The organism is Mycobacterium sp. ACS4331, assembly GCF_001667265.1.
Classification (GTDB): domain Bacteria; phylum Actinomycetota; class Actinomycetes; order Mycobacteriales; family Mycobacteriaceae; genus Mycobacterium.
This window is the reverse complement of the sequence record NZ_LZHW01000072.1, coordinates 21,114-39,434: the sequence shown is the minus strand read 5'-3', so window position 1 is coordinate 39,434 and position 18,321 is coordinate 21,114. Positions and strand designations below refer to the sequence as shown.

At 66.9% G+C, this 18,321-nt stretch carries 18 protein-coding genes and 1 tRNA gene; 11 read left to right on the top strand and 8 right to left on the bottom strand.

The annotated features are described in order from the left end of the window. Positions 1–1,482, bottom strand: a complete 1,482-nt coding sequence (locus A5727_RS16520; RefSeq protein ID WP_068251572.1) for an aminobutyraldehyde dehydrogenase — start codon at positions 1,480–1,482, stop codon at positions 1–3. Further along, positions 1,482–3,113 (bottom strand): AMP-binding protein, encoded by a 1,632-nt coding sequence (locus A5727_RS16515; RefSeq protein ID WP_197507680.1) that lies wholly within the window; start codon positions 3,111–3,113, stop codon positions 1,482–1,484. Before A5727_RS16515 ends, A5727_RS16520 begins: the two co-directional genes overlap by 1 nt. 103 nt (positions 3,114–3,216) lie before the next feature. On the opposite strand from A5727_RS16515, the gene A5727_RS16510 reads away from it, so the two are divergent. Together A5727_RS16510 and A5727_RS16505 are read left to right on the top strand one after the other, a co-directional pair. Beyond that, complete coding sequence (locus A5727_RS16510; RefSeq protein WP_068251569.1) at positions 3,217–4,860, top strand: PucR family transcriptional regulator; 1,644 nt, start codon at positions 3,217–3,219, stop codon at positions 4,858–4,860. A 119-nt stretch (positions 4,861–4,979) separates the two neighbouring features. Then, on the top strand, positions 4,980–5,360 hold the full coding sequence (locus A5727_RS16505) for a DUF6319 family protein (protein WP_502687686.1): 381 nt from the start codon (positions 4,980–4,982) through the stop codon (positions 5,358–5,360). Here the strand turns inward: A5727_RS16505 and A5727_RS16500 are convergent. Then, entirely contained in the window at positions 5,357–5,719 is a 363-nt protein-coding gene (locus A5727_RS16500) for a hypothetical protein (RefSeq protein WP_068251717.1), read from the bottom strand. The genes A5727_RS16505 and A5727_RS16500 overlap by 4 nt on opposite strands. Positions 5,720–5,734: 15 nt before the next feature. Then, a complete protein-coding gene (locus tag A5727_RS16495; protein ID WP_068251563.1) occupies positions 5,735–5,968 on the bottom strand; it encodes a hypothetical protein in 234 nt (77 codons plus the stop codon). 98 nt (positions 5,969–6,066) lie between these two features. On the opposite strand from A5727_RS16495, the gene A5727_RS16490 reads away from it, so the two are divergent. The 3 genes from A5727_RS16490 to A5727_RS16480 all read left to right on the top strand — a co-directional run bounded on the left by A5727_RS16490 (position 6,067) and on the right by A5727_RS16480 (position 8,128). Beyond that, positions 6,067–6,633, top strand: a complete 567-nt coding sequence (locus A5727_RS16490) for a TetR/AcrR family transcriptional regulator (protein ID WP_068251560.1) — start codon at positions 6,067–6,069, stop codon at positions 6,631–6,633. Further along, positions 6,630–7,433 carry a helix-turn-helix domain-containing protein gene (locus A5727_RS16485; protein WP_231992105.1) on the top strand — a complete coding sequence of 268 codons (804 nt, stop codon included), beginning with the start codon at positions 6,630–6,632 and terminating at the stop codon, positions 7,431–7,433. The genes A5727_RS16490 and A5727_RS16485 overlap by 4 nt, the downstream gene beginning before the upstream one ends. Positions 7,434–7,573: 140 nt before the next feature. Continuing rightward, positions 7,574–8,128 carry an RES family NAD+ phosphorylase gene (locus A5727_RS16480; protein WP_231992113.1) on the top strand — a complete coding sequence of 185 codons (555 nt, stop codon included), beginning with the start codon at positions 7,574–7,576 and terminating at the stop codon, positions 8,126–8,128. A gap of 160 nt (positions 8,129–8,288) precedes the next feature. Here the strand turns inward: A5727_RS16480 and A5727_RS16475 are convergent. The 4 genes from A5727_RS16475 to A5727_RS16460 form a co-directional block, all read right to left on the bottom strand. Further along, positions 8,289–8,360, bottom strand: a tRNA-Val gene (locus tag A5727_RS16475). 60 nt (positions 8,361–8,420) lie between these two features. Beyond that, positions 8,421–8,876 carry a peroxiredoxin gene (locus tag A5727_RS16470; RefSeq protein ID WP_068251554.1) on the bottom strand — a complete coding sequence of 152 codons (456 nt, stop codon included), beginning with the start codon at positions 8,874–8,876 and terminating at the stop codon, positions 8,421–8,423. Next, entirely contained in the window at positions 8,876–9,304 is a 429-nt protein-coding gene (locus A5727_RS16465) for a DUF3052 domain-containing protein (protein ID WP_068251552.1), read from the bottom strand. The genes A5727_RS16470 and A5727_RS16465 overlap by 1 nt, the downstream gene beginning before the upstream one ends. Before the next feature lie 109 nt (positions 9,305–9,413). Further along, positions 9,414–9,971 carry an Rv2240c family protein gene (locus tag A5727_RS16460; RefSeq protein WP_157521417.1) on the bottom strand — a complete coding sequence of 186 codons (558 nt, stop codon included), beginning with the start codon at positions 9,969–9,971 and terminating at the stop codon, positions 9,414–9,416. A 131-nt stretch (positions 9,972–10,102) separates the two neighbouring features. Here A5727_RS16460 and aceE point away from each other — a divergent pair, with 131 nt between their 5' ends. From aceE to kasB, 6 genes are all read left to right on the top strand, one after another. Then, the gene (gene aceE / locus A5727_RS16455) at positions 10,103–12,892 is read left to right on the top strand and encodes a pyruvate dehydrogenase (acetyl-transferring), homodimeric type (RefSeq protein WP_068251549.1); all 2,790 of its coding nucleotides are present in this window, start codon (positions 10,103–10,105) and stop codon (positions 12,890–12,892) included. Between the two features lie 142 nt (positions 12,893–13,034). Beyond that, the gene (locus tag A5727_RS16450; protein WP_068251546.1) at positions 13,035–14,321 is read left to right on the top strand and encodes a PucR family transcriptional regulator; all 1,287 of its coding nucleotides are present in this window, start codon (positions 13,035–13,037) and stop codon (positions 14,319–14,321) included. Positions 14,322–14,466: 145 nt separating this feature from the next. Continuing rightward, positions 14,467–15,375 (top strand): ACP S-malonyltransferase, encoded by a 909-nt coding sequence (locus tag A5727_RS16445; protein ID WP_068251543.1) that lies wholly within the window; start codon positions 14,467–14,469, stop codon positions 15,373–15,375. Between the two features lie 106 nt (positions 15,376–15,481). Then, positions 15,482–15,778: a meromycolate extension acyl carrier protein AcpM gene (acpM, locus tag A5727_RS16440; protein ID WP_066897787.1), complete on the top strand. Its 297-nt coding sequence runs from the start codon at positions 15,482–15,484 to the stop codon at positions 15,776–15,778. Then, positions 15,775–17,025: a 3-oxoacyl-ACP synthase KasA gene (gene kasA / locus A5727_RS16435; RefSeq protein WP_068251540.1), complete on the top strand. Its 1,251-nt coding sequence runs from the start codon at positions 15,775–15,777 to the stop codon at positions 17,023–17,025. Before acpM ends, kasA begins: the two co-directional genes overlap by 4 nt. Positions 17,026–17,051: 26 nt before the next feature. Beyond that, a complete protein-coding gene (gene kasB, locus A5727_RS16430) occupies positions 17,052–18,305 on the top strand; it encodes a 3-oxoacyl-ACP synthase KasB (RefSeq protein WP_068251537.1) in 1,254 nt (417 codons plus the stop codon). The last annotated feature ends 16 nt before the right edge of the window (positions 18,306–18,321 follow it).

Below are 18,321 nucleotides of genomic sequence, written 5' to 3'. Positions count from 1 at the left end.
TCAGTCGTTGTAGGTGAAGATGGCGCGATGCCAGGGCTTGTGAGCGACGCCGGTGTTGTCGAACATGACGTGGCGGACCACCGTGTACTCGTCGAACGCATAGGCGCTCATGTCCTTGCCGAAGCCAGACGACTTGACGCCCCCGTGCGGCATCTCCGTGGCCATCGGAATGTGGTCGTTGACCCAGACGCAGCCCGCCTGAATCTCGCGGGTGGCGCGGTTGGCGCGGAACACATTCGTGGTCCAGACCGAGGCGGCCAGGCCGTAGCGGGTGTCGTTGGCCAGTGCGATGGCCTCGTCGTCGTCATCGAACGGCAGGCAGACCAGGACCGGCCCGAAGACTTCGTCCTGCACGATCGACGAGTCCTGGCGAGCCCCGGTGATCAATGTCGGCCGGTAGTAACTGCCCTGCGCGAGTTCACCCCCGGGCGCCTCCCCGCCGGTCACCACGGTCGCCCCCTCGGCGCGAGCACGGTCGACGGCCGCCGACACTGTCTCCTGCTGGCGCCGCGAGACCAGCGGACCGAGGTCCGTTGCGGGATCGTCAGTGGGTCCGAGCCGCACTCCCTCCATCAATTCAGCCACCCGCGTGACGAATTCGTCGTAGCGGGAGCGGTGCACATACGCCCGGGTGGCGGCGGTGCAGTCCTGTCCGACGTTGCTGAGCGCACCGGCCACGGCGCCGTGGCAGGCCGCCTCCAAATCGGCGTCGTCATGGACGACGAAGGGCGCTTTGCCGCCGAGTTCGAGGTGAACGCGGGCATTGCGCTGTGATGCCGCCTGCATGACGTTGCGGCCCACGCCGGTGGATCCGGTGAAGCAGACCATGTCCACGTCGGGATGGTTGGACAGGGCGTCACCCGCTTCGGCGCCCGTCCCGACGACGACGTTGAACACGCCCGGCGGGAGGCCGGCGTCGGCGAAGGCCTGCGCCAGCATCAGCGTGGTTCCAGGTGTCATCTCGGAAGGCTTGAGCACCAGCGAGTTACCGGCCGCGATGATCGGGAACGCCTTCCAGGCCGCCATCAGCATCGGAAAGTTCCACGGCGTGATCGCTCCCACCACGCCCACCGGGTCACGCCGGACGTAGGAGGTGTGGTCGCCGCTGTACTCGGCGGCGGCCTTGCCCTCGAGGTGGCGGGCCGCGCCGGCGAAGAACATCCCCGTGTCGACCACACCGGGCAGGTCGCCCTCGCTGGCCAGACGGATGGGCTTACCGGATTCTCGCGACTCGACAGCGGCGAACTCCTCGAGATGGTCCTGAACGTAGGTGGCGACCCGGTAGACGAGTTCGGCGCGGGCCGCCGGCGCCGTGTCAGCCCAACCGCGCTGCGCCGCTCTCGCCGCGCGAACCGCCGCGTCGACGTCATCCGCGTTGGCCAGGTCGAGGGTTTCGATCACCTCGCCAGTGGCGGGATTGATGTTGTCCAGGGTCGTCGAGGAGCTGCCCACGCAGCGCCGACCGTTGATGAACTGGTGCATCAGATGCCACCTTCCGTAGTGGTTGTCAGGGTTTTGCCGGTGTTGAAGGGGCTTTCGACCCAGGTGGCTTCGGCTCGGTCGTAGACCACCGGTCCCGGTCCCAGCCCGGATGCCAGGTGTCGCCGTTCCACGCGTTCCGAAGCAGTGCGCGGGAACGAGTCGACGAAGGTCCAGAACCGAGGGACCTTGAACTTCGCCAACCTGGTCCCCGCGTGCTGCGCCAGAGCCTCCGGATCTGCAGCGACGCCGTCGCGCATGCGGAGGAATGCGATGACCTCCTCGCCACGCAACGCATCCGGCACCGGAACGCAGGCCGCTTCGATGACGTCGGAGTGGGCAACGAGCGCCTCTTCCACTTGAGCGGCCGAGATGTTCTCCCCCGCTCGCCGGATCATGTGCTTGGCACGGCCGACGAAGTAGATGCGCCCCTGCTCGTCCATGCGAGCCAGATCACCGGTCCGCAGCCAGCCGTCGACCCGTACCCGATCCGTCGCCTCCGGGTCACGGAAGTAGCCGTCCATCATCCAGGGACCGCGCAGCGCGAGTTCTCCCAGCGAGTCGGGCGGAAGCGGCCTGCCTTCGTCGTTCAGGATTCCCGCCTCGCGATCGAGTGCCGGCCGCCCGATGCATGCGGTGCCGAGCAGCTCGTCGTGTTCGGCAGCGCGGACGCGGATGTCGACACCCGTCTCAGTCATCCCGTACAGCTCGAACCACGGTGCGCCCCAGCGTCGTTCCAATTCTGAGTGAAGTTCCGGGGGGATCGCCGAGCACAGGATCGCGCGCACGAGGTGGTTGTGATCGTCTGCATGGGCCGGCATTTTCAGCAGCAGCGTCGGCATCGCACCGAGACAGTAGAAGATGGTGACCCGGTGCTCGCGGATGGCATCCCAGAAGGTGCTCGGGTGGAAGCCGTCCAGGATGACCAGCGTCGCTCCGGCCATGAGAGCAGAGGCGATGTGCCACTGCGGGTCCATGTAGTGCATGGGCTGCGCGATGAGAAAGCGGTCATGATGGCCGATGCTCACCGTCGAGCGACCATCGGGATCCGGCAGCGTCATCTCTTTCGCAATGCGTATCCAATAGCCCTGCGGCAGAAGGCAACCCTTGGGCTTGGCGGTTGTTCCCGAGGTGTACTGGATGTTCAGCAGCGTGGCGGCATCCACGTGGTGCGCGCGCTCCAGAGCACCGCGTTCCACCTCCTCCGCCGCCGGTACGACGAACTCCCGGCAGTCGAGCACGGGGATGGGGCACTCGGTGACCAGTGACGCGAGATCGTCCTCGGTGACCAGCAATGCCGCACCCGAATGTTCGACTACGTATCGCACCTCCGATTCTGTGAAGCGCGTGTTGATCGGGACCATCACGGCGCCGAGCTTGGCCGCGGCCAGCCAGACGCCGGCGAACTCCGGACGGTTGTGCAGCAGAACAGCGACCGCAGCGCCACTGCCGATCCCGTGCCGCGCCAAGACGTCGGCGAAGTTGTTGGCCATCTGGTTGATCTGGCCGAAGGTGAGATCGGTTGCAAGATGCGGGAATATGAGCCCGACCTTGTCCGGCCACATTCTGGCCGCGCGTTCGACGAGCCCATGCACGTCATCGGGCACGATCGCGCGTTCCGTCGCGGTCGACATTCGCCTCCTCAGGTGATCTGCGCCACTGGCGGGCGCCGAATGACGATCAGCGTAAGCCGCCGGACGGACGCGACACCGCTACAAAAATGTAGGATCACGGCCGATGTTTGACGTTTCTGCAACTCCCTCGGACGCGATCCTGCCGACCGTCGCGGATATCTTGAACCTGCCCGCGGTGCTCGACGGTCAACCCCGGCTGTTGGTCTCCGAACGATGGACGACGCGGCCGGTACGGTGGGTGCACGTGTGCGAGCAGCCGGACCTCGCGCAGTTCATCAACGCCGGCGATTTGGTCCTGACCAGCGGAATGGGCCTGCAGAACCGTCCCGAGGACTGGCTGCCGGTGCTGGAAGTGTTGACGCAGCGTGGGGCGGCCGGCCTGCTCCTCGAACTCGGACTGTTCTTCGACGAATTCCCGCCCGCCGCGGTGGCTCGCGCCGAGGAACTCGGCCTCGCCCTCGGCGTACTGGGCCGCTCGACACGGTTCGTCGACGTCACCCACAGCGTGCACCGGCTGATCCTGTCCAGGCACACCCAGGAGCTGGAGCGGATCGCGTCAATGCAGGCCTCGTTCAATCGGCTCAGCTTGACCGACCCCTCTCCCGACGAGATCCTGCAGCACGCCTACGGTCTCCTACAGCGCCCCGTACTGCTCGAGGACCTCGCCCACCGGCTCATCGGGTTCGCTCCGTCCGGCGACACCTCACCCGCAGTCGTGACGCAGTGGCGTGAGCGGTCACTCAAGTGGCAGTCGGCAGAGGACAGTGCCTTCGACTCCCTGACGGGCACGTTGCTGATCAGTGTTGGCACGCGGGACGAACGGTGGGGCCGCCTGGTCGTCCAACTCGACCGGGAACCCACCACCTCCGATCGGCTGATTGCCGATCGCACCTCGGATGCGCTTGCCCTGCAACGGCTTCTAGCAGCGGACGACCACGATTTCGAGTGGCGCGCACGCGAGACACTGCTGGACGTCCTCTACGAACAGCGCTACCTCAGCGAGGAGGACGCGGTCGCCCGCTGCCAGGCGTATGGCCTCAAAGTCGAGAATCAGGTGTTCGCTGGGGGTTGCGTGAAGTTTGTCAGGCAGCCGGAGACCCGCGGCAAGAGTCCCAGTGGGGATGCCCGCGAGGTCCTCGCCTGGGTCAATCGGGTCGCGCGCGACTGCAACGTGACGATGTTGGCGGGGCCAATGATGTCCCACCAGATCCGCCTGTTGCTGTTCGCATCGTCGGAGCGCGCCCTGGAAGCCGCGATGGGCAGGTTCGCTGAGCGCGCCCGAGGCGCGACGAGACCGAAGAAGCTGCCCGTCCCGACCATCTGCTTCGGCACCACGGTCACACGTTTCTCCGAGGTGCGCCGTTCCTGCAACGAAGCCGCCGAGGTGGCCGCCGCCGCCGACGGCGCCGAGACACTTCCCTACTACCGCATGCGGGACGTGGGCGTGCACGGCCTGCTTCGCCTGCTGCAGGACGACAGCTCGCTGCAGAGTTACACCGAACGGCAACTGGCGCCGCTGCTGCGCCTGCCGCACGAGGACCGCGACCAGCTGCTCGACGTGTTGCGCGCCTACCTCGACCAGGGCCGCAACAAGGCCGCCACCGCTCGACATCTCCTGATGAGCCGGCCCACCCTCTACGGACACCTGAATCGGCTGCACCGCATTCTCGGAGTCGAACTCGAAGAACCCAGAACCGCGCTGTCACTCCAGTTCGCCCTGCACGCACTCGACGTCCTGAACAGTTGACCCGGCGGGCCAACGGTTTCGGACGAAGTCGGGCCGCAATACACCTGCGCCGCAGTGGTTTCCCAGTAGGCTCTCGGCCTGACTTTACCCACAGTCGAACGTGTGTTCTACTGATTCGCGTGACGATGACTGCAGACACCCTGGCACCGGAAGCTGGGTCCACCGAGTTCACACCCCCCTCCGCGGAGGCGCAGCCCCAGAAGGCCCCCGCAAAGAAGGCGGCCGGCCGCAAAGCCAAGACGCTCGAGTTGACCCTGACCGTCATCGGTACCGCCGACGGCGAATGGCGCGCGGAACTCAAGCAGGGCAGCACCTTCCTGGCCCGCGACGTCGCGGTCGCTGCCGCCGCCGTCTCGCGTGCGGCCAGGGAACTCCATGAGGACCTCTCCACCCCGATCGACGCGATCATCGACGAGGCACGCTCCCAGCAGGCCGCCAAAGTCGCAGCACTGGAAGCCGAACTCGAGGCCGCCCGAAAGGCTCTCGCCGGCTTGAATTAATCCGCGCCGAGGCGGACGTCCACAGTGACGCGTCCACGCCCGTCCCGGTGGGCCACAGCGTGTCCGGCGCGGTCGACTCCGTCGAGCTTGACGGAGATCGGCGCACCGCCATCGAGGAAGTTGCGCCACCAGGTCTTGGCATCGGGCAGGTTAGCCGCGATCTGCAGGCCGTCGCTGGTCCGGCGGTAGGCCACCGGCGTACTGAACGTACGGCGGGACCGTCGTCCCGTGTACGTGATGACGGTGACGTTGCGGCCGATGATCCGGCCGAAGAGCCGTGAGTTCGACAAAGCCGTGACCGGTGCGTTGAACAGCGGCGCGGCCCGCATGATCCGTCGGACGACAGTCTTGTTCGTCATTTCCAGCTCCTTCACTCAGAGCACCAGGGCCACACACAGTGCGGTGACTGCCATACCCTGAATCGTGGCTCGGGCGTTGATGATTCGATCCCATTCACGTTGAAGTTCACGCGCATTCGCGGGCGCGCCACCGGCATTGGTGGCCGCGGTGAGTTGCCGGTTGATCGGCGCGCTGATCCGCAGGTACAGGACCAGCCAGATCAGCAGCATCGCGACGGCGATGGCCAGGCTGGCCGCTGCGTCTGCCATGTTCACCGCTCCGATCGGCTGGTGTTAGCAACGCTAACCCTGGCCGCGCGTTGCGTCAATAGCATCGCTAGCATTCCTAGCGCTGATACGCTCCGACCGTGCCCATCGAGGACCGCCGCGCCCGCGACCGCGCCGCACGCCATCGATTGATCCTGGACACCGCCCGCACGCTGGCGGAGTCGGAGGGGTGGGACGCGGTCACCACGCGCCGCCTCGCCGCGGAGATCGAGTACAGCCAGCCCGTGATCTACAAACACTTCTCCGGCATGGAGGCCATCGCCGAGGCACTCGCCGTCGACGGATTCCGGGAGCTGGCCCAGGCACTGCGGGAGGCACGCACCACCTCCGGCGAGACACCGTTGATCCCCACGGCCCAGGCCTACCTGTCCTTCGCGCGGGACAACCCAGCCCTCTACGACGCGATGTTCCTGCGCGCCACCGGGTTGCGGTTCGCCGCCGAGGACACCCCGGCCCCACTCAAGGAGGCGTTCGCCGAGTTGCGCGCCGCCGTCGCAGCGATCTCACGGGAGCGGGACCCCGACACCCTGACAGAGGTGGTCTGGTCAGCGCTGCACGGGATGGTCACGCTCGACCGCGGTGGGCGACTGCGGACAGACCTCGACGACGAGCGCGTCGAACTGCTGGCCGCGAAGCTCTCAGCTTGACTCCGGCACCGTCTGAAATCAATCGCAGCGCAACCTTTGTAAATTGCGTATCCTGCGTAGGGGAGGTTGTTATGTTGACGGAGATCTTCGTGCTTGAGCCGGTCGCAACCGACGACATAGCCGACCGGGTCCCAGACGATCTCCCCCTGGCAGGACCCGAGCGCGGCGTCCTTGAGCGCGCCCTTCGCGAAACCGGCCTTGCCATCGTTGCCGTCGACGCGGTCGTAGAACCACGGGTGACGGACGCCGAAGACATCGATCGCCGTCAGTTACGCGCATCCGTCGCCGCCGTCGTCAGGGCAGCCACCGACGCCGAGAGTGACCGTCTGGAGTCGGCAGCCACCGCAGACCGTGACGACGGGCTCGACGAGAAGTTCTGGGGACCTGCTCCAGACTCGGTCACGGCATCGCATGCAGTGTTCACTGACCTCAAAGAACAGTTCGCGCAGCGACACACACTCGCCGCCGAGAGCATCAGCCGCGACGAAGCCGCCGAACTCCTCGCCGTCACGCCACAGAGCATCACCGCCAAGCTCAGCGCAGGAAAACTCGTCGGACTCAAAGTCGGCCGAGAGTGGCGCCTGCCCCGGTGGCAATTCGATCCAGACGACCCAGCCGGGGTGTTGCCTGACCTCGACACTCTGCAGGCCGTCTTTCCCGGCGGGGTGGTCAGTCTGTCGCGGTGGATGACTGGGTCGCAGCCCGGGCTCGACGGACGCTCACCTCGGGTCGAGATGGCCTTGAATGGCAGCGCGTCCGTGATCGCACTCGCGCAGGGTCTGACTGCCGCCGGATGGTGAGGCGGCTCGACCCGCCACTGCGTCCGCTGCCAAAGGCGCGCTTCCGATGGCAGTGGACACCACAGCCCGATGCGTCACGATGGCGGTGGTGTCGGGTCTACCACCGCAGCACGCACACTCCCGACGGAGCTACGTTTCGGCTGTTCGGTCCGCTCTATCGGCTGGACCACCACCACGAGGCCAGCCCGCCGCAGCTCGATCCGACGGGACGTCGGGTGCTCTATGTCGGTGAAGATTTGGCCACCTCCGCCAGTGAGGTGTTCGGCGAAGCCGGCGTCGCGGCGATCTGCCCGATGTATCGGGTCTCGATTGTCACTCCGACGCGTCCACTGCCCTTGTTTGACCTGACCAAGAAGGGTGCCGCCTTGGCGATCGGGGCGCTGCCCACGCTCGCCGACGGCAACGAACCGCGTTCCCTCACACAGCAGTGGGCCCGTGGCATCTTCGAGGATCAACCGGCCGGCACTGACATTTGCGGCGTGCGTTACCGCACCGCATACAACTTCGGATACTCACTGGCGCTGTGGGATTGCGACGACAGTGTCGAGATCGTGCAGGACGCCGCAAGCCGCATCCAGGATCTGCCTCTCGATGATCCCCGCGTGCTGAACCGGCTGCAGGTACAGATGCGTAAGCGCCGAATCGAGGTCACGACAATCCCGGAAAGCCAATGCTCGGTATGCAAGCACGCATGACGCACCACCTCCGCGGCCTCACCACCGGATGTGGCCCGTGCCATCCCAGTAGTCGGCTCCGGTTGGCAGCCTCACCGACCAGGTTGGACATGACTCGCGGTCTGAGCACCGCGCCGATGCTGCTGCCGAGAGCACGGCTTCGAACGACAAGATCCAGAAGTGGGCGCGGAGGGTTTCGAACCCCCGACCGCTGGTGTGTAAAACCAGAGCTCTACCACTGAGCTACACGCCCGTGCCGTGGCAGGCTACCCAATACCCGCGCCGAGAAGCCAATTTCTCGACGCAGGCACCCTCAGAGCGCCGCCAGCGCCTCAGTCCACACCGACTGATCCCGCGCCTCACCGGGCTGCTTGCACTCGGCGAACCGGATCACGCCGGACTTGTCCACCAGGAACGTCCCGCGGTTGGACACCCCGGCGACGTCGTTGAACACGCCGTAGGACTGCGCGACGGCACCGTGCGGCCAGAAGTCCGACAGCACGGGGAACAGGAACCCGTTCTGGGTGGCCCACACCTTGTGCGTCGGCGGCGGACCGACCGAGACGGCCACCGTGGCGACGTCGTCGTTCTCGTAGCGCGGCAGGTTGTCGCGGATCTCGTCGAGTTCGCCCTGGCAGATTCCGGTGAAGGCGAGCGGGAAGAACACGATCAACAGGTTCTTGGAGCCCTCATAGCCCGAACGTGAGACGGGCTGTCCGTTCTGGTCCTTGAGGGTGAAGTCTGGCGCGTGCGCGCCGACCGCGAGCATCAGCTGTGCCGTCCCGCGGCCTTCGACTTCGGCTGCACCAGCCTGCTGCCCGTCCAGTCACCGAGGTTGGCCGACGAGGTCTGCATCAACCCCGCGGTCGGCGCGGCCTCAGCGATGTCGGCCGGCGCCACGTGGCCGGTACGGCCCGTCTTGGGCGTCAGGACCCAGATCACGCCGTCGTCGGCGAGGGGGGTGATGGCGTCCATCAACGCGTCGACCAGGTCTCCGTCGTCGTCGCGCCACCACATCAGGACGACGTCGATGACCTCGTCTGCGTCCTCGTCGAGAAGTTCGCTGCCGCAGGCCTCTTCGACGTCGGCACGGATGTCGTCGTCGGTGTCCTCATCCCAGCCCAACTCCTGTACGGCCTGATCTCGTTGGATGCCCAGCTTTCGGGCGTAGTTCGAGGCGCCGTCCGCCGCGACCAAGGTGTGACCTCCTGAAGATGAACTGGATAGATGACCGATGGCACTTATCGTCGCACAGGCGAATCGGCTGTTCACGACCAACGCGTCAGGATCTCGCAAATCGTCGGGTTCAGTAGGTCGAATCGCACAGATCCAACGCCCGCTCGCGGGCGGTGTTGACCCGGTCCACCTCGGTGTTGAACTCCGCGGCCGGACCGTTGGCGGCCAGTACGGCACCCGCGGCGCGCGAGGCCTCGGCCCAGGCGGCCAGCGCGTCCCGCAGTTCGACCGGCAGAGTGTCGGTGACCTGCGCCGACACCTGGTCAGCGCTGCCGGTCAACGCATCACGCGCCGGGCCGAGCGTGCCTTCGATGTCTCCCCCGGTGTTCACCGCCGCGACGTAGGCGTTGACGGTCTGGATGGCCTGCGCACTGGTGGTGCTCATCGTCTCGCAGACCCTGTGCGCGGCCTCGGTCGTCAGCGACGCCTGCCGCGCGGCCTCCTTCTCGCTCGAGGTCACCGACGCAGCCGAGCGCGACACCGACACCGAGGTGCGGTATTCGGGCACGTCGGCGGCGTCCACCGTGGCGTCCCCCGCAGTCAGTGCGGTGCATCCGACGACCCCCAGCGCAACGGCGGCGGCCACGCCCGCCGCCAGCGGTGCCGTATGCCTGATTCGGGTCAGCACAGCCGATGACGTTACCGGTCCAGGCACCGCTTTGAGGGCGCCAGGGGGATCCGATCACCGTGAATGCGCCCGAGAAGGCAGGATAGGCATTGAGCGCGGGAAATCCCCGCGCCACCTACTGAGGAGTAGCGTTGACTACCGAGTTCGTGCGCCATGACCTGGCCCAAAACTCAGGCGCCGCAGCAGAACCTGACCGGGTTCGTGTCATTCGTGAAGGCGTGGCGTCCTACCTGCCCGACATCGACCCCGACGAGACGGGCGAATGGCTGGAGTCCTTCGACGATCTGCTGGCGCGGTCGGGTCCGGCCCGGGCCCGTTACCTGATGCTGCGACTGTTGGAGCGGGCCGGCGAGCAGCGGGTGGCCATCCCTTCGTTGACGTCCACCGACTACGTCAACACCATCCCCACCGAACTCGAGCCGTGGTTCCCCGGCGACGAGGAGGTTGAGCGCCGCTACCGCGCGTGGATCCGGTGGAACGCCGCGATCATGGTGCACCGGGCCCAGCGCCCGGGCGTGGGCGTCGGCGGACACATCTCCACCTACGCGTCGTCGGCGGCGCTCTACGAAGTCGGGTTCAACCACTTCTTCCGCGGCAAGGGCCATGCCGGCGGCGGCGACCAGATCTTCATCCAGGGCCACGCCTCCCCCGGCATCTACGCCCGCGCATTCCTCGAGGGCCGACTGACGGCCGACCAGCTCGACGGCTTCCGCCAGGAGCACAGCCATCCCGGCGGCGGCATCCCGTCGTATCCGCATCCGCGCCTGATGCCGGACTTCTGGGAGTTCCCGACGGTGTCGATGGGTCTGGGCCCCATGAACGCCATCTACCAGGCCCGGTTCAACCACTACCTGCACGACCGCGGCCTCAAGGACACCTCCGATCAGCATGTGTGGGCGTTCCTCGGCGACGGCGAGATGGACGAACCGGAGTCGCGCGGCCTGATCCAGGTCGCCGCCAACGAGGGCCTGGACAACCTGACCTTCGTCGTCAACTGCAACCTGCAGCGCCTCGACGGCCCCGTCCGCGGCAACGGGAAGATCATCCAGGAACTCGAGTCGTTCTTCCGCGGTGCGGGCTGGAACGTCATCAAGGTGGTGTGGGGCCGCGAGTGGGACGCGCTGCTGCACGCCGACCGCGACGGCGCGCTGGTCAACCTGATGAACTCGACGCCCGACGGCGACTACCAGACCTACAAGGCCAACGACGGCGCCTACGTCCGTGACCACTTCTTCGGCCGCGACCCCCGCACCAAGGCCCTGGTGCAGAACATGACCGACGCCGAGATCTGGAATCTCAAGCGCGGCGGCCACGACTACCGCAAGGTGTACGCCGCCTACCGGGCCGCCATGGAGCACAAGGGCCAGCCCACGGTGATCCTGGCCAAGACCATCAAGGGCTACACCCTGGGCAAGCACTTCGAGGGCCGCAACGCCACGCACCAGATGAAAAAGCTTGCGCTGCAGGACCTCAAGGACTTCCGCGACGCTCAGCGGATCCCGATCAGCGACGCTCAACTCGAGGACAACCCGTACCTGCCGCCGTACTACCACCCCGGGCCGGACGCGCCGGAGATCAGCTACATGCTCGACCGCAGGCACTCGCTCGGCGGATTCCTGCCGGAGCGCCGCACCAAGTCCACGGCGCTGACGCTGCCGGGCCGGGACGTGTACAAGCCGCTGAAGAAGGGGTCCGGCAACCAGGAGGTCGCCACCACCATGGCGACCGTGCGGACGTTCAAGGAACTGTTGCGGGACAAGAACATCGGGCCCCGCCTGGTGCCGATCATCCCCGATGAGGCCCGCACGTTCGGGATGGACTCGTGGTTCCCCAGCCTCAAGATCTACAACCGCAACGGGCAGCTGTACACCGCGGTGGACGCCGAACTGATGCTGGCCTACAAGGAGAGCGAAGTCGGCCAGATCCTGCACGAGGGCATCAACGAGGCCGGGTCGACGTCGTCGTTCACCGCGGTCGGGACCTCGTATGCCACGCACAACGAGCCGATGATCCCGATCTACATCTTCTATTCGATGTTCGGATTCCAGCGCACCGGCGACGGGTTCTGGGCCGCGGCCGATCAGATGGCCCGGGGATTCGTGCTCGGCGCGACCGCCGGCCGCACCACCCTGACAGGTGAGGGCCTGCAGCATGCCGATGGGCATTCGCTTCTGCTGGCCTCCACCAATCCCGCTGTGGTGGCCTACGATCCGGCGTTCGCCTACGAGATCGCCCACATCGTCGAAAGCGGTCTGGAGCGCATGTACGGCGAGGACCCGGAGAACGTCTTCTTCTACATGACGATCTACAACGAGCCCTATGTTCAGCCGGCCGAGCCCGAGAATTTCGATCCCGAGGGTGTGCTGCGGGGCATGTACCGGTTCCGGGCGGCGACGGAGAAGCGCACCAACACCGCACAGATCCTGGCCTCCGGGGTGGCCATGCCGGAGGCGCTGCGGGCCGCCGACATGCTTGCCGACAAGTGGGATGTGGCCGCCGACGTCTGGTCGGTGACCAGCTGGGGTGAACTCAACCGTGACGGTGTGACCCTGGAGAAGGAGCGCCTGCGCCACCCCGACCGGCCCGCCGGCGAGGCCTATGTCACCAAGGTGCTCAAGGACACCCGCGGCCCGGCCGTCGCCGTGTCCGACTGGATGCGCGCGGTCCCGGAGCAGATCCGGCCGTGGGTGCCCGGCACCTACGTCACCCTCGGCACCGACGGGTTCGGCTTCTCCGACACCCGACCGGCCGCACGCCGCTACTTCAACACCGATGCCGAGTCGGTGGTGGTCGCGGTGCTCGAGGCGCTGGCCCGGGACGGCGAGATCGATCCGTCGGTGGCCGTCGCCGCGGCCAAGGAGTACCGGATCGACGACGTGTACGCCGCAGGCGTGTCGTTCAAGGACACCGGCAGCGCCTAGCGTTCACATCTTCTGCAGAGACTGCGGTGAGTGCGCCCCGAACCGGGATTTCTCGCACTCACCGCAGCCTCGCGGGTCCTGCGGCACCCCCACAGCGCAGGGACTGTGGGCTTCTGCCAGAAAAAGCGCGTAGCTTTTAGGGATGCCCGACAATCCGTTCGCGACATCGCGTGCGCCGCTGGAGGTGCTCGACAACGTTCCCGAGTCGCTGCGCAGGCGCGTCAAGCAGTATTCGGGCCGAATGGCGACCGACGCGGTGCAGGCGATGCAGGAACGCCTGCCGTTCTTCGCCGAACTGGAGGCCTCGCAGCGCGCCAGCGTCCAGTTGGTGGTGCAGACCGCGGTGGTGAACTTCGCCGAGTGGCTCAACGACCCGGACAGCGACGTCGGCTACACCGCCGAGGCCTTCGCGCTGGTCCCCCAGGACCTGGCCCGCAGGATCGCGCTGCGCCAGACCGTCGACATGGTGCGGGTGGCCATGGAGCACTTCGAGCAGGTGATGCCCCTTCTGGCGCGCAACGACGAGCAGACGACCGCGCTGACCATCGGCATCCTGCGGTACAGCCGCAACCTGGCCTTCGCCGCGGCCAAGGCCTATGCCGACGCCGCCGAGGCGCGCGGCGCCTGGGACACGCGTATGGAGGCCACCGTCGTCGACGCCGTGGTCCGCGGCGACACAGGCCCCGAACTGCTGTCGCGGTCGGCCGCCCTCAACTGGGACACCACGGCCCCGGCGACCGTCGTCGTCGGCACCCCGCCGGCCGATCGCGCGCAGATGGCCGCAAACGACGTCCGCGACGCCGCAAACCGCCATGGCCGCGCAGCCCTGGTCGATGTGCACGGCACCTGGCTCGTCGCGATCGTGTCGGGTCAGCTGTCGCCGACTGACAAATTCCTCACCGAACTCCTGAACGCGTTCTCCGACGGCCCAGTGGTCGTCGGTCCCACGGCGCCGTCCCTGGCGGCCGCGTATCACAGTGCCAGCGAAGCGATTTCCGGCATGAACGCCGTCGCGGGATGGTCCGGTGCGCCACGGCCGGTGTCGGCGCGCGAACTCCTTCCCGAGCGCGCGCTGATGGGCGATCAGTCCGCCATCGCCGCGCTGCACTCGGACGTGATGCGGCCTCTCGCCGACGCCGGTCCGGCCCTGACGGAGACCCTCGATGCGTACCTGGACTCCGGCGGAGCAATTGAGGCATGCGCACGCACATTGTTCGTTCATCCAAATACGGTTCGCTACCGACTCAAGCGCATCGCCGATTTCACCGGCCGTGATCCGACCCTGCCGCGGGACGCGTACGTGCTTCGGGTGGCCTCCACGGTGGGCCGCCTTCCTTATCAGTCACCGCGTCCCCGCACGTCAAACGGCACTGTGAAGTACCTCACCGGCCCCACCGCGGGGGCCGATGAGATCCTTAGCGGAACGTAACAGATTGCGCTTACGTATCAATGACGTCGCATGACAGGCGCTTTTGTGGGCTCTCCACAAAAACCTAAGACGAGGTTCATAATCTCTTACACCCCGCAAAACGGCTCTCACAATGTTTTCTTAATGAGTGCCTGAACCGACACCTGTGATTGCGCTGCTCGCTCCCGGGCAGGGTTCGCAGACCCCGGGGATGTTGTCCCCGTGGCTGGAACTCCCCGGCGCCGCCGATCAGCTCGCGACCTGGTCGCAGATCAGCGGCCTCGATCTCGTCACGCTGGGCACCACCGCCACGGCCGAGGAGATCACCGACACCGCGGTGACGCAGCCCCTCGTGGTGGCTGCCACCCTGCTGGCCCACCAGGAGCTCACCAGGCGCGGCCTGCTGCAGTCCGCTGACCTCATCGTCGCCGGACACTCTGTCGGCGAGATCGCGGCCTACGCGATCGCCGGCGTGATCAGCGCCGACGACGCGGTCAAGCTCGCCGCCACCCGCGGCGCCGAGATGGCCAAGGCGTGCAACGTCGAGGCCACCGGGATGTCGGCCGTGCTCGGCGGTGACGAGGCTGAGGTCCTGTCGGCACTGTCCGACCTGGACCTGGTGCCCGCCAACCGCAACGCCGCCGGTCAGATCGTGGCCGCGGGCCGCCTCGACGCCCTGGCCAAGCTCGCCGAGAACCCGCCGGCCAAGGCGCGGGTGCGTCAGCTCGCGACCGCCGGCGCCTTCCACACGCACTTCATGGCCTCGGCCACCGACGGCTACTCCGCCGCGGCCGACGCCGTCACCACCAGTGAGCCGACGGCCACCCTGCTGTCCAACGCCGACGGCCAGGCTGTCACCTCGGCCGCCGACGCGATGGAGAAGCTCGTCGCTCAGCTGACCCGTCCGGTCCGATGGGATCTGTGCACCGCCTCGCTGCGGGACGCCCAGGTCAAGGCCGTCGTTGAGTTTCCGCCCGCGGGGACCCTGGTCGGCATCGCCAAGCGCGAGCTCAAGGGCACCCCGACCTACGCCATCAAGGCACCCGCCGACCTGGACGGACTCGCCGAGCTCTGAGCTCGGGCCCGTCCCCCGCGTCCCCGCAGCACAACCACATAACGAGCACGACCCCGGATCGCACACGCTTTCGGGCCATCAAGAAAGAAATGAAGGGAGCCACATCGTGGCCGCCAGCCAGGAAGAAATCATCGCCGGTCTCGCCGAGATCATCGAAGAGGTGACCGGTATCGAGCCGTCCGAGGTCACCCCCGAGAAGTCCTTCGTTGACGACCTGGACATCGACTCCCTGTCGATGGTCGAGATCGCTGTGCAGACCGAGGACAAGTACGGCGTGAAGATCCCCGACGAGGACCTCGCCGGTCTGCGCACCGTCGGTGACGTCGTCGCCTACATCCAGAAGCTCGAAGAAGAGAACCCCGAGGCTGCCGCTGCCCTGCGCGAGAAGTTTGGCTCGGAATGACCAGACCTTCCACTGCTAACGGCGGATTCCCGAACGTCGTGGTGACCGCCGTCGAGGCCACCACCGCGCTCGCCGCGGACATCGAGAGCACGTGGAAGGGCCTGCTGGCCGGCGAAAGCGGCATCCGCGTCCTTGAGGACGACTTCGTCACCAAGTGGGACCTTCCGGTGCGTATCGGTGGTCATCTCGTCGACAACGTCGACGACCACATGACCCGCATCGACCTGCGTCGCATGTCCTACGTGCAGCGCATGTCGAAGCTGATCGCGGGTCGGCTCTGGGAGACCGCGGGGAAGCCTGAGGTCGATCCGGACCGGTTCGCGGTGGTCATCGGCACCGGACTCGGTGGCGGCGAGAAGATCGTCGAAACCTATGACCTGATGAACGAGGGCGGGCCCCGCAAGGTGTCCCCGCTGGCCGTTCAGATGATCATGCCCAACGGTGCGGCCGCGGTCGCCGGACTCGAACTGGGTGCGCGTGCCGGGGTCATCACCCCGGTGTCGGCCTGTTCGTCGGGTTCGGAGGCCATCGCCCACGCGTGGCGCCAGATCGTCATGGGTGACGCCGATTTCGCCGTCTGCGGCGGTGTGGAAGGCGGCATCGAGGCACTGCCCATCGCGGCGTTCTCGATGATGCGCGCCATGTCGACCCGCAACGACGATCCGGCCGGCGCCTCGCGTCCGTTCGACAAGGACCGCGACGGCTTCGTGTTCGGTGAGGCCGGGGCGATGATGATCATCGAGACCGAAGAGCATGCGTTGGCTCGCGGCGCCAAGCCGTTGGCCCGACTCATGGGTGCGGGCATCACGTCGGACGCCTACCACATGGTGGCGCCGGCGCCGGACGGCCAGCGGGCCGGTAAGGCGATGCTGCGGGCGATGGAGACGGCGGGCCTGTCCGCCAAGGACATCAGCCACGTGAACGCACACGCCACTGCGACTCCGATCGGTGACACCGCCGAGGCCAACGCGCTGCGCGTGGCCGGCGTGGGTGAAGCCGCGGTCTATGCGCCGAAGTCGGCGCTGGGCCACTCGATCGGTGCCGTGGGTGCTCTGGAGTCGATCCTGACCGTTCTCGCACTGCGCGACGGCGTCATCCCGCCGACGCTCAACTACGAGACGCCGGATCCGGAGATCGATCTCGATGTCGTGGCTGGGGAGCCGCGATATGGGGACTACCAATACGCCATCAACAACTCGTTCGGCTTCGGCGGACACAACGTGGCATTGGCATTTGGCAAGTACTGAGTCGGGGGGAAGGACTTAACCGCAGAATGGCACCGCTGACAACAGGCAACGGTTTGCCCGACGTGGTCGTCACTGGCATCGCCATGACGACCGCGTTGGCCACCGATGCCGACAACACCTGGAAGAACCTCCTCGACGGACAGTCTGGGATCCGCAAGCTCGAGGATCCGTTCATCGAGCAGTACGACCTGCCGGTGCGTATCGGCGGCCATCTGTTGGAGGAGTTCGACGGCGAGCTCAACAAGGTCGAAAACCGCCGGATGTCCTATCTGCAGAAGATGGCGACGGTGCTCGGCCGCCGGGTCTGGCAGAACGCCGGATCCCCGGAGGTCGACACCCGCCGTCTTGCGGTCTCGATCGGCACCGGCCTCGGGTCCACCGAGGAGCTCGTGTTCGCCTATGACGGCATGCGCGAGCGTGGCCTGCGGGCGGTGTCCCCCCTGGTCGTTCAGATGTACATGCCCAACGGCCCTGCGGCGGTGGTGGGTCTCGAACGCGGCGCCAAGGCCGGGGTCAGCACCTCGATCTCGGCCTGCGCGTCGGGTTCGGAGGCCATCGCCAACGCCTGGCGCAACATCGTCTACGGCGAGGCGGACATCGCCATCTGTGGCGGCGTCGAGACCAAGATCGAAGCGGTCCCGATCGCCGGCTTCGCCCAGATGCGGATCGTGCTGTCCAACACCAATGACAACCCGGCCGGCGCCTGCCGGCCGTTCGACCGCGACCGCAACGGCTTCGTGTTCGGCGAGGGCGGTGCACTGCTCGTCATCGAGACCGAGGAGCACGCCAAGGCCCGCGGCGCGAACATCCTGGCGCGCATCATGGGTGCATCCGTCACCTCCGATGGGTTCCACATGGTCGCCCCGGATCCCAACGGGGAGCGCGCCGGGCACGCCATCTCCCGCGCTGTCGAGCTGGCCGGCCTGCAGCCGTCCGACATCGACCACATCAACGCCCACGCCACCGGCACCAACGTCGGTGACGTGGCCGAGGGCAAGGCGATCAACAACGCCATGGGCGCCCACCGCCCCGCGGTCTACGCGCCCAAGTCAGCCCTGGGGCACTCCGTCGGCGCCGTCGGCGCCGTGGAGTCGATCCTCACGGTGCTCGCGCTGCGAGACGGCGTCATCCCGCCGACACTGAATCTGGAGAATCTCGACCCCGAGATCGATCTGGATGTCGTCGCGGGAACTCCGCGCACCGGTGACTACCGGTACGCGATCAACAATTCGTTCGGATTCGGCGGGCATAACGTCGCACTCGCCTTCGGTAAGTACTAAGAGACGCGAAACGGTA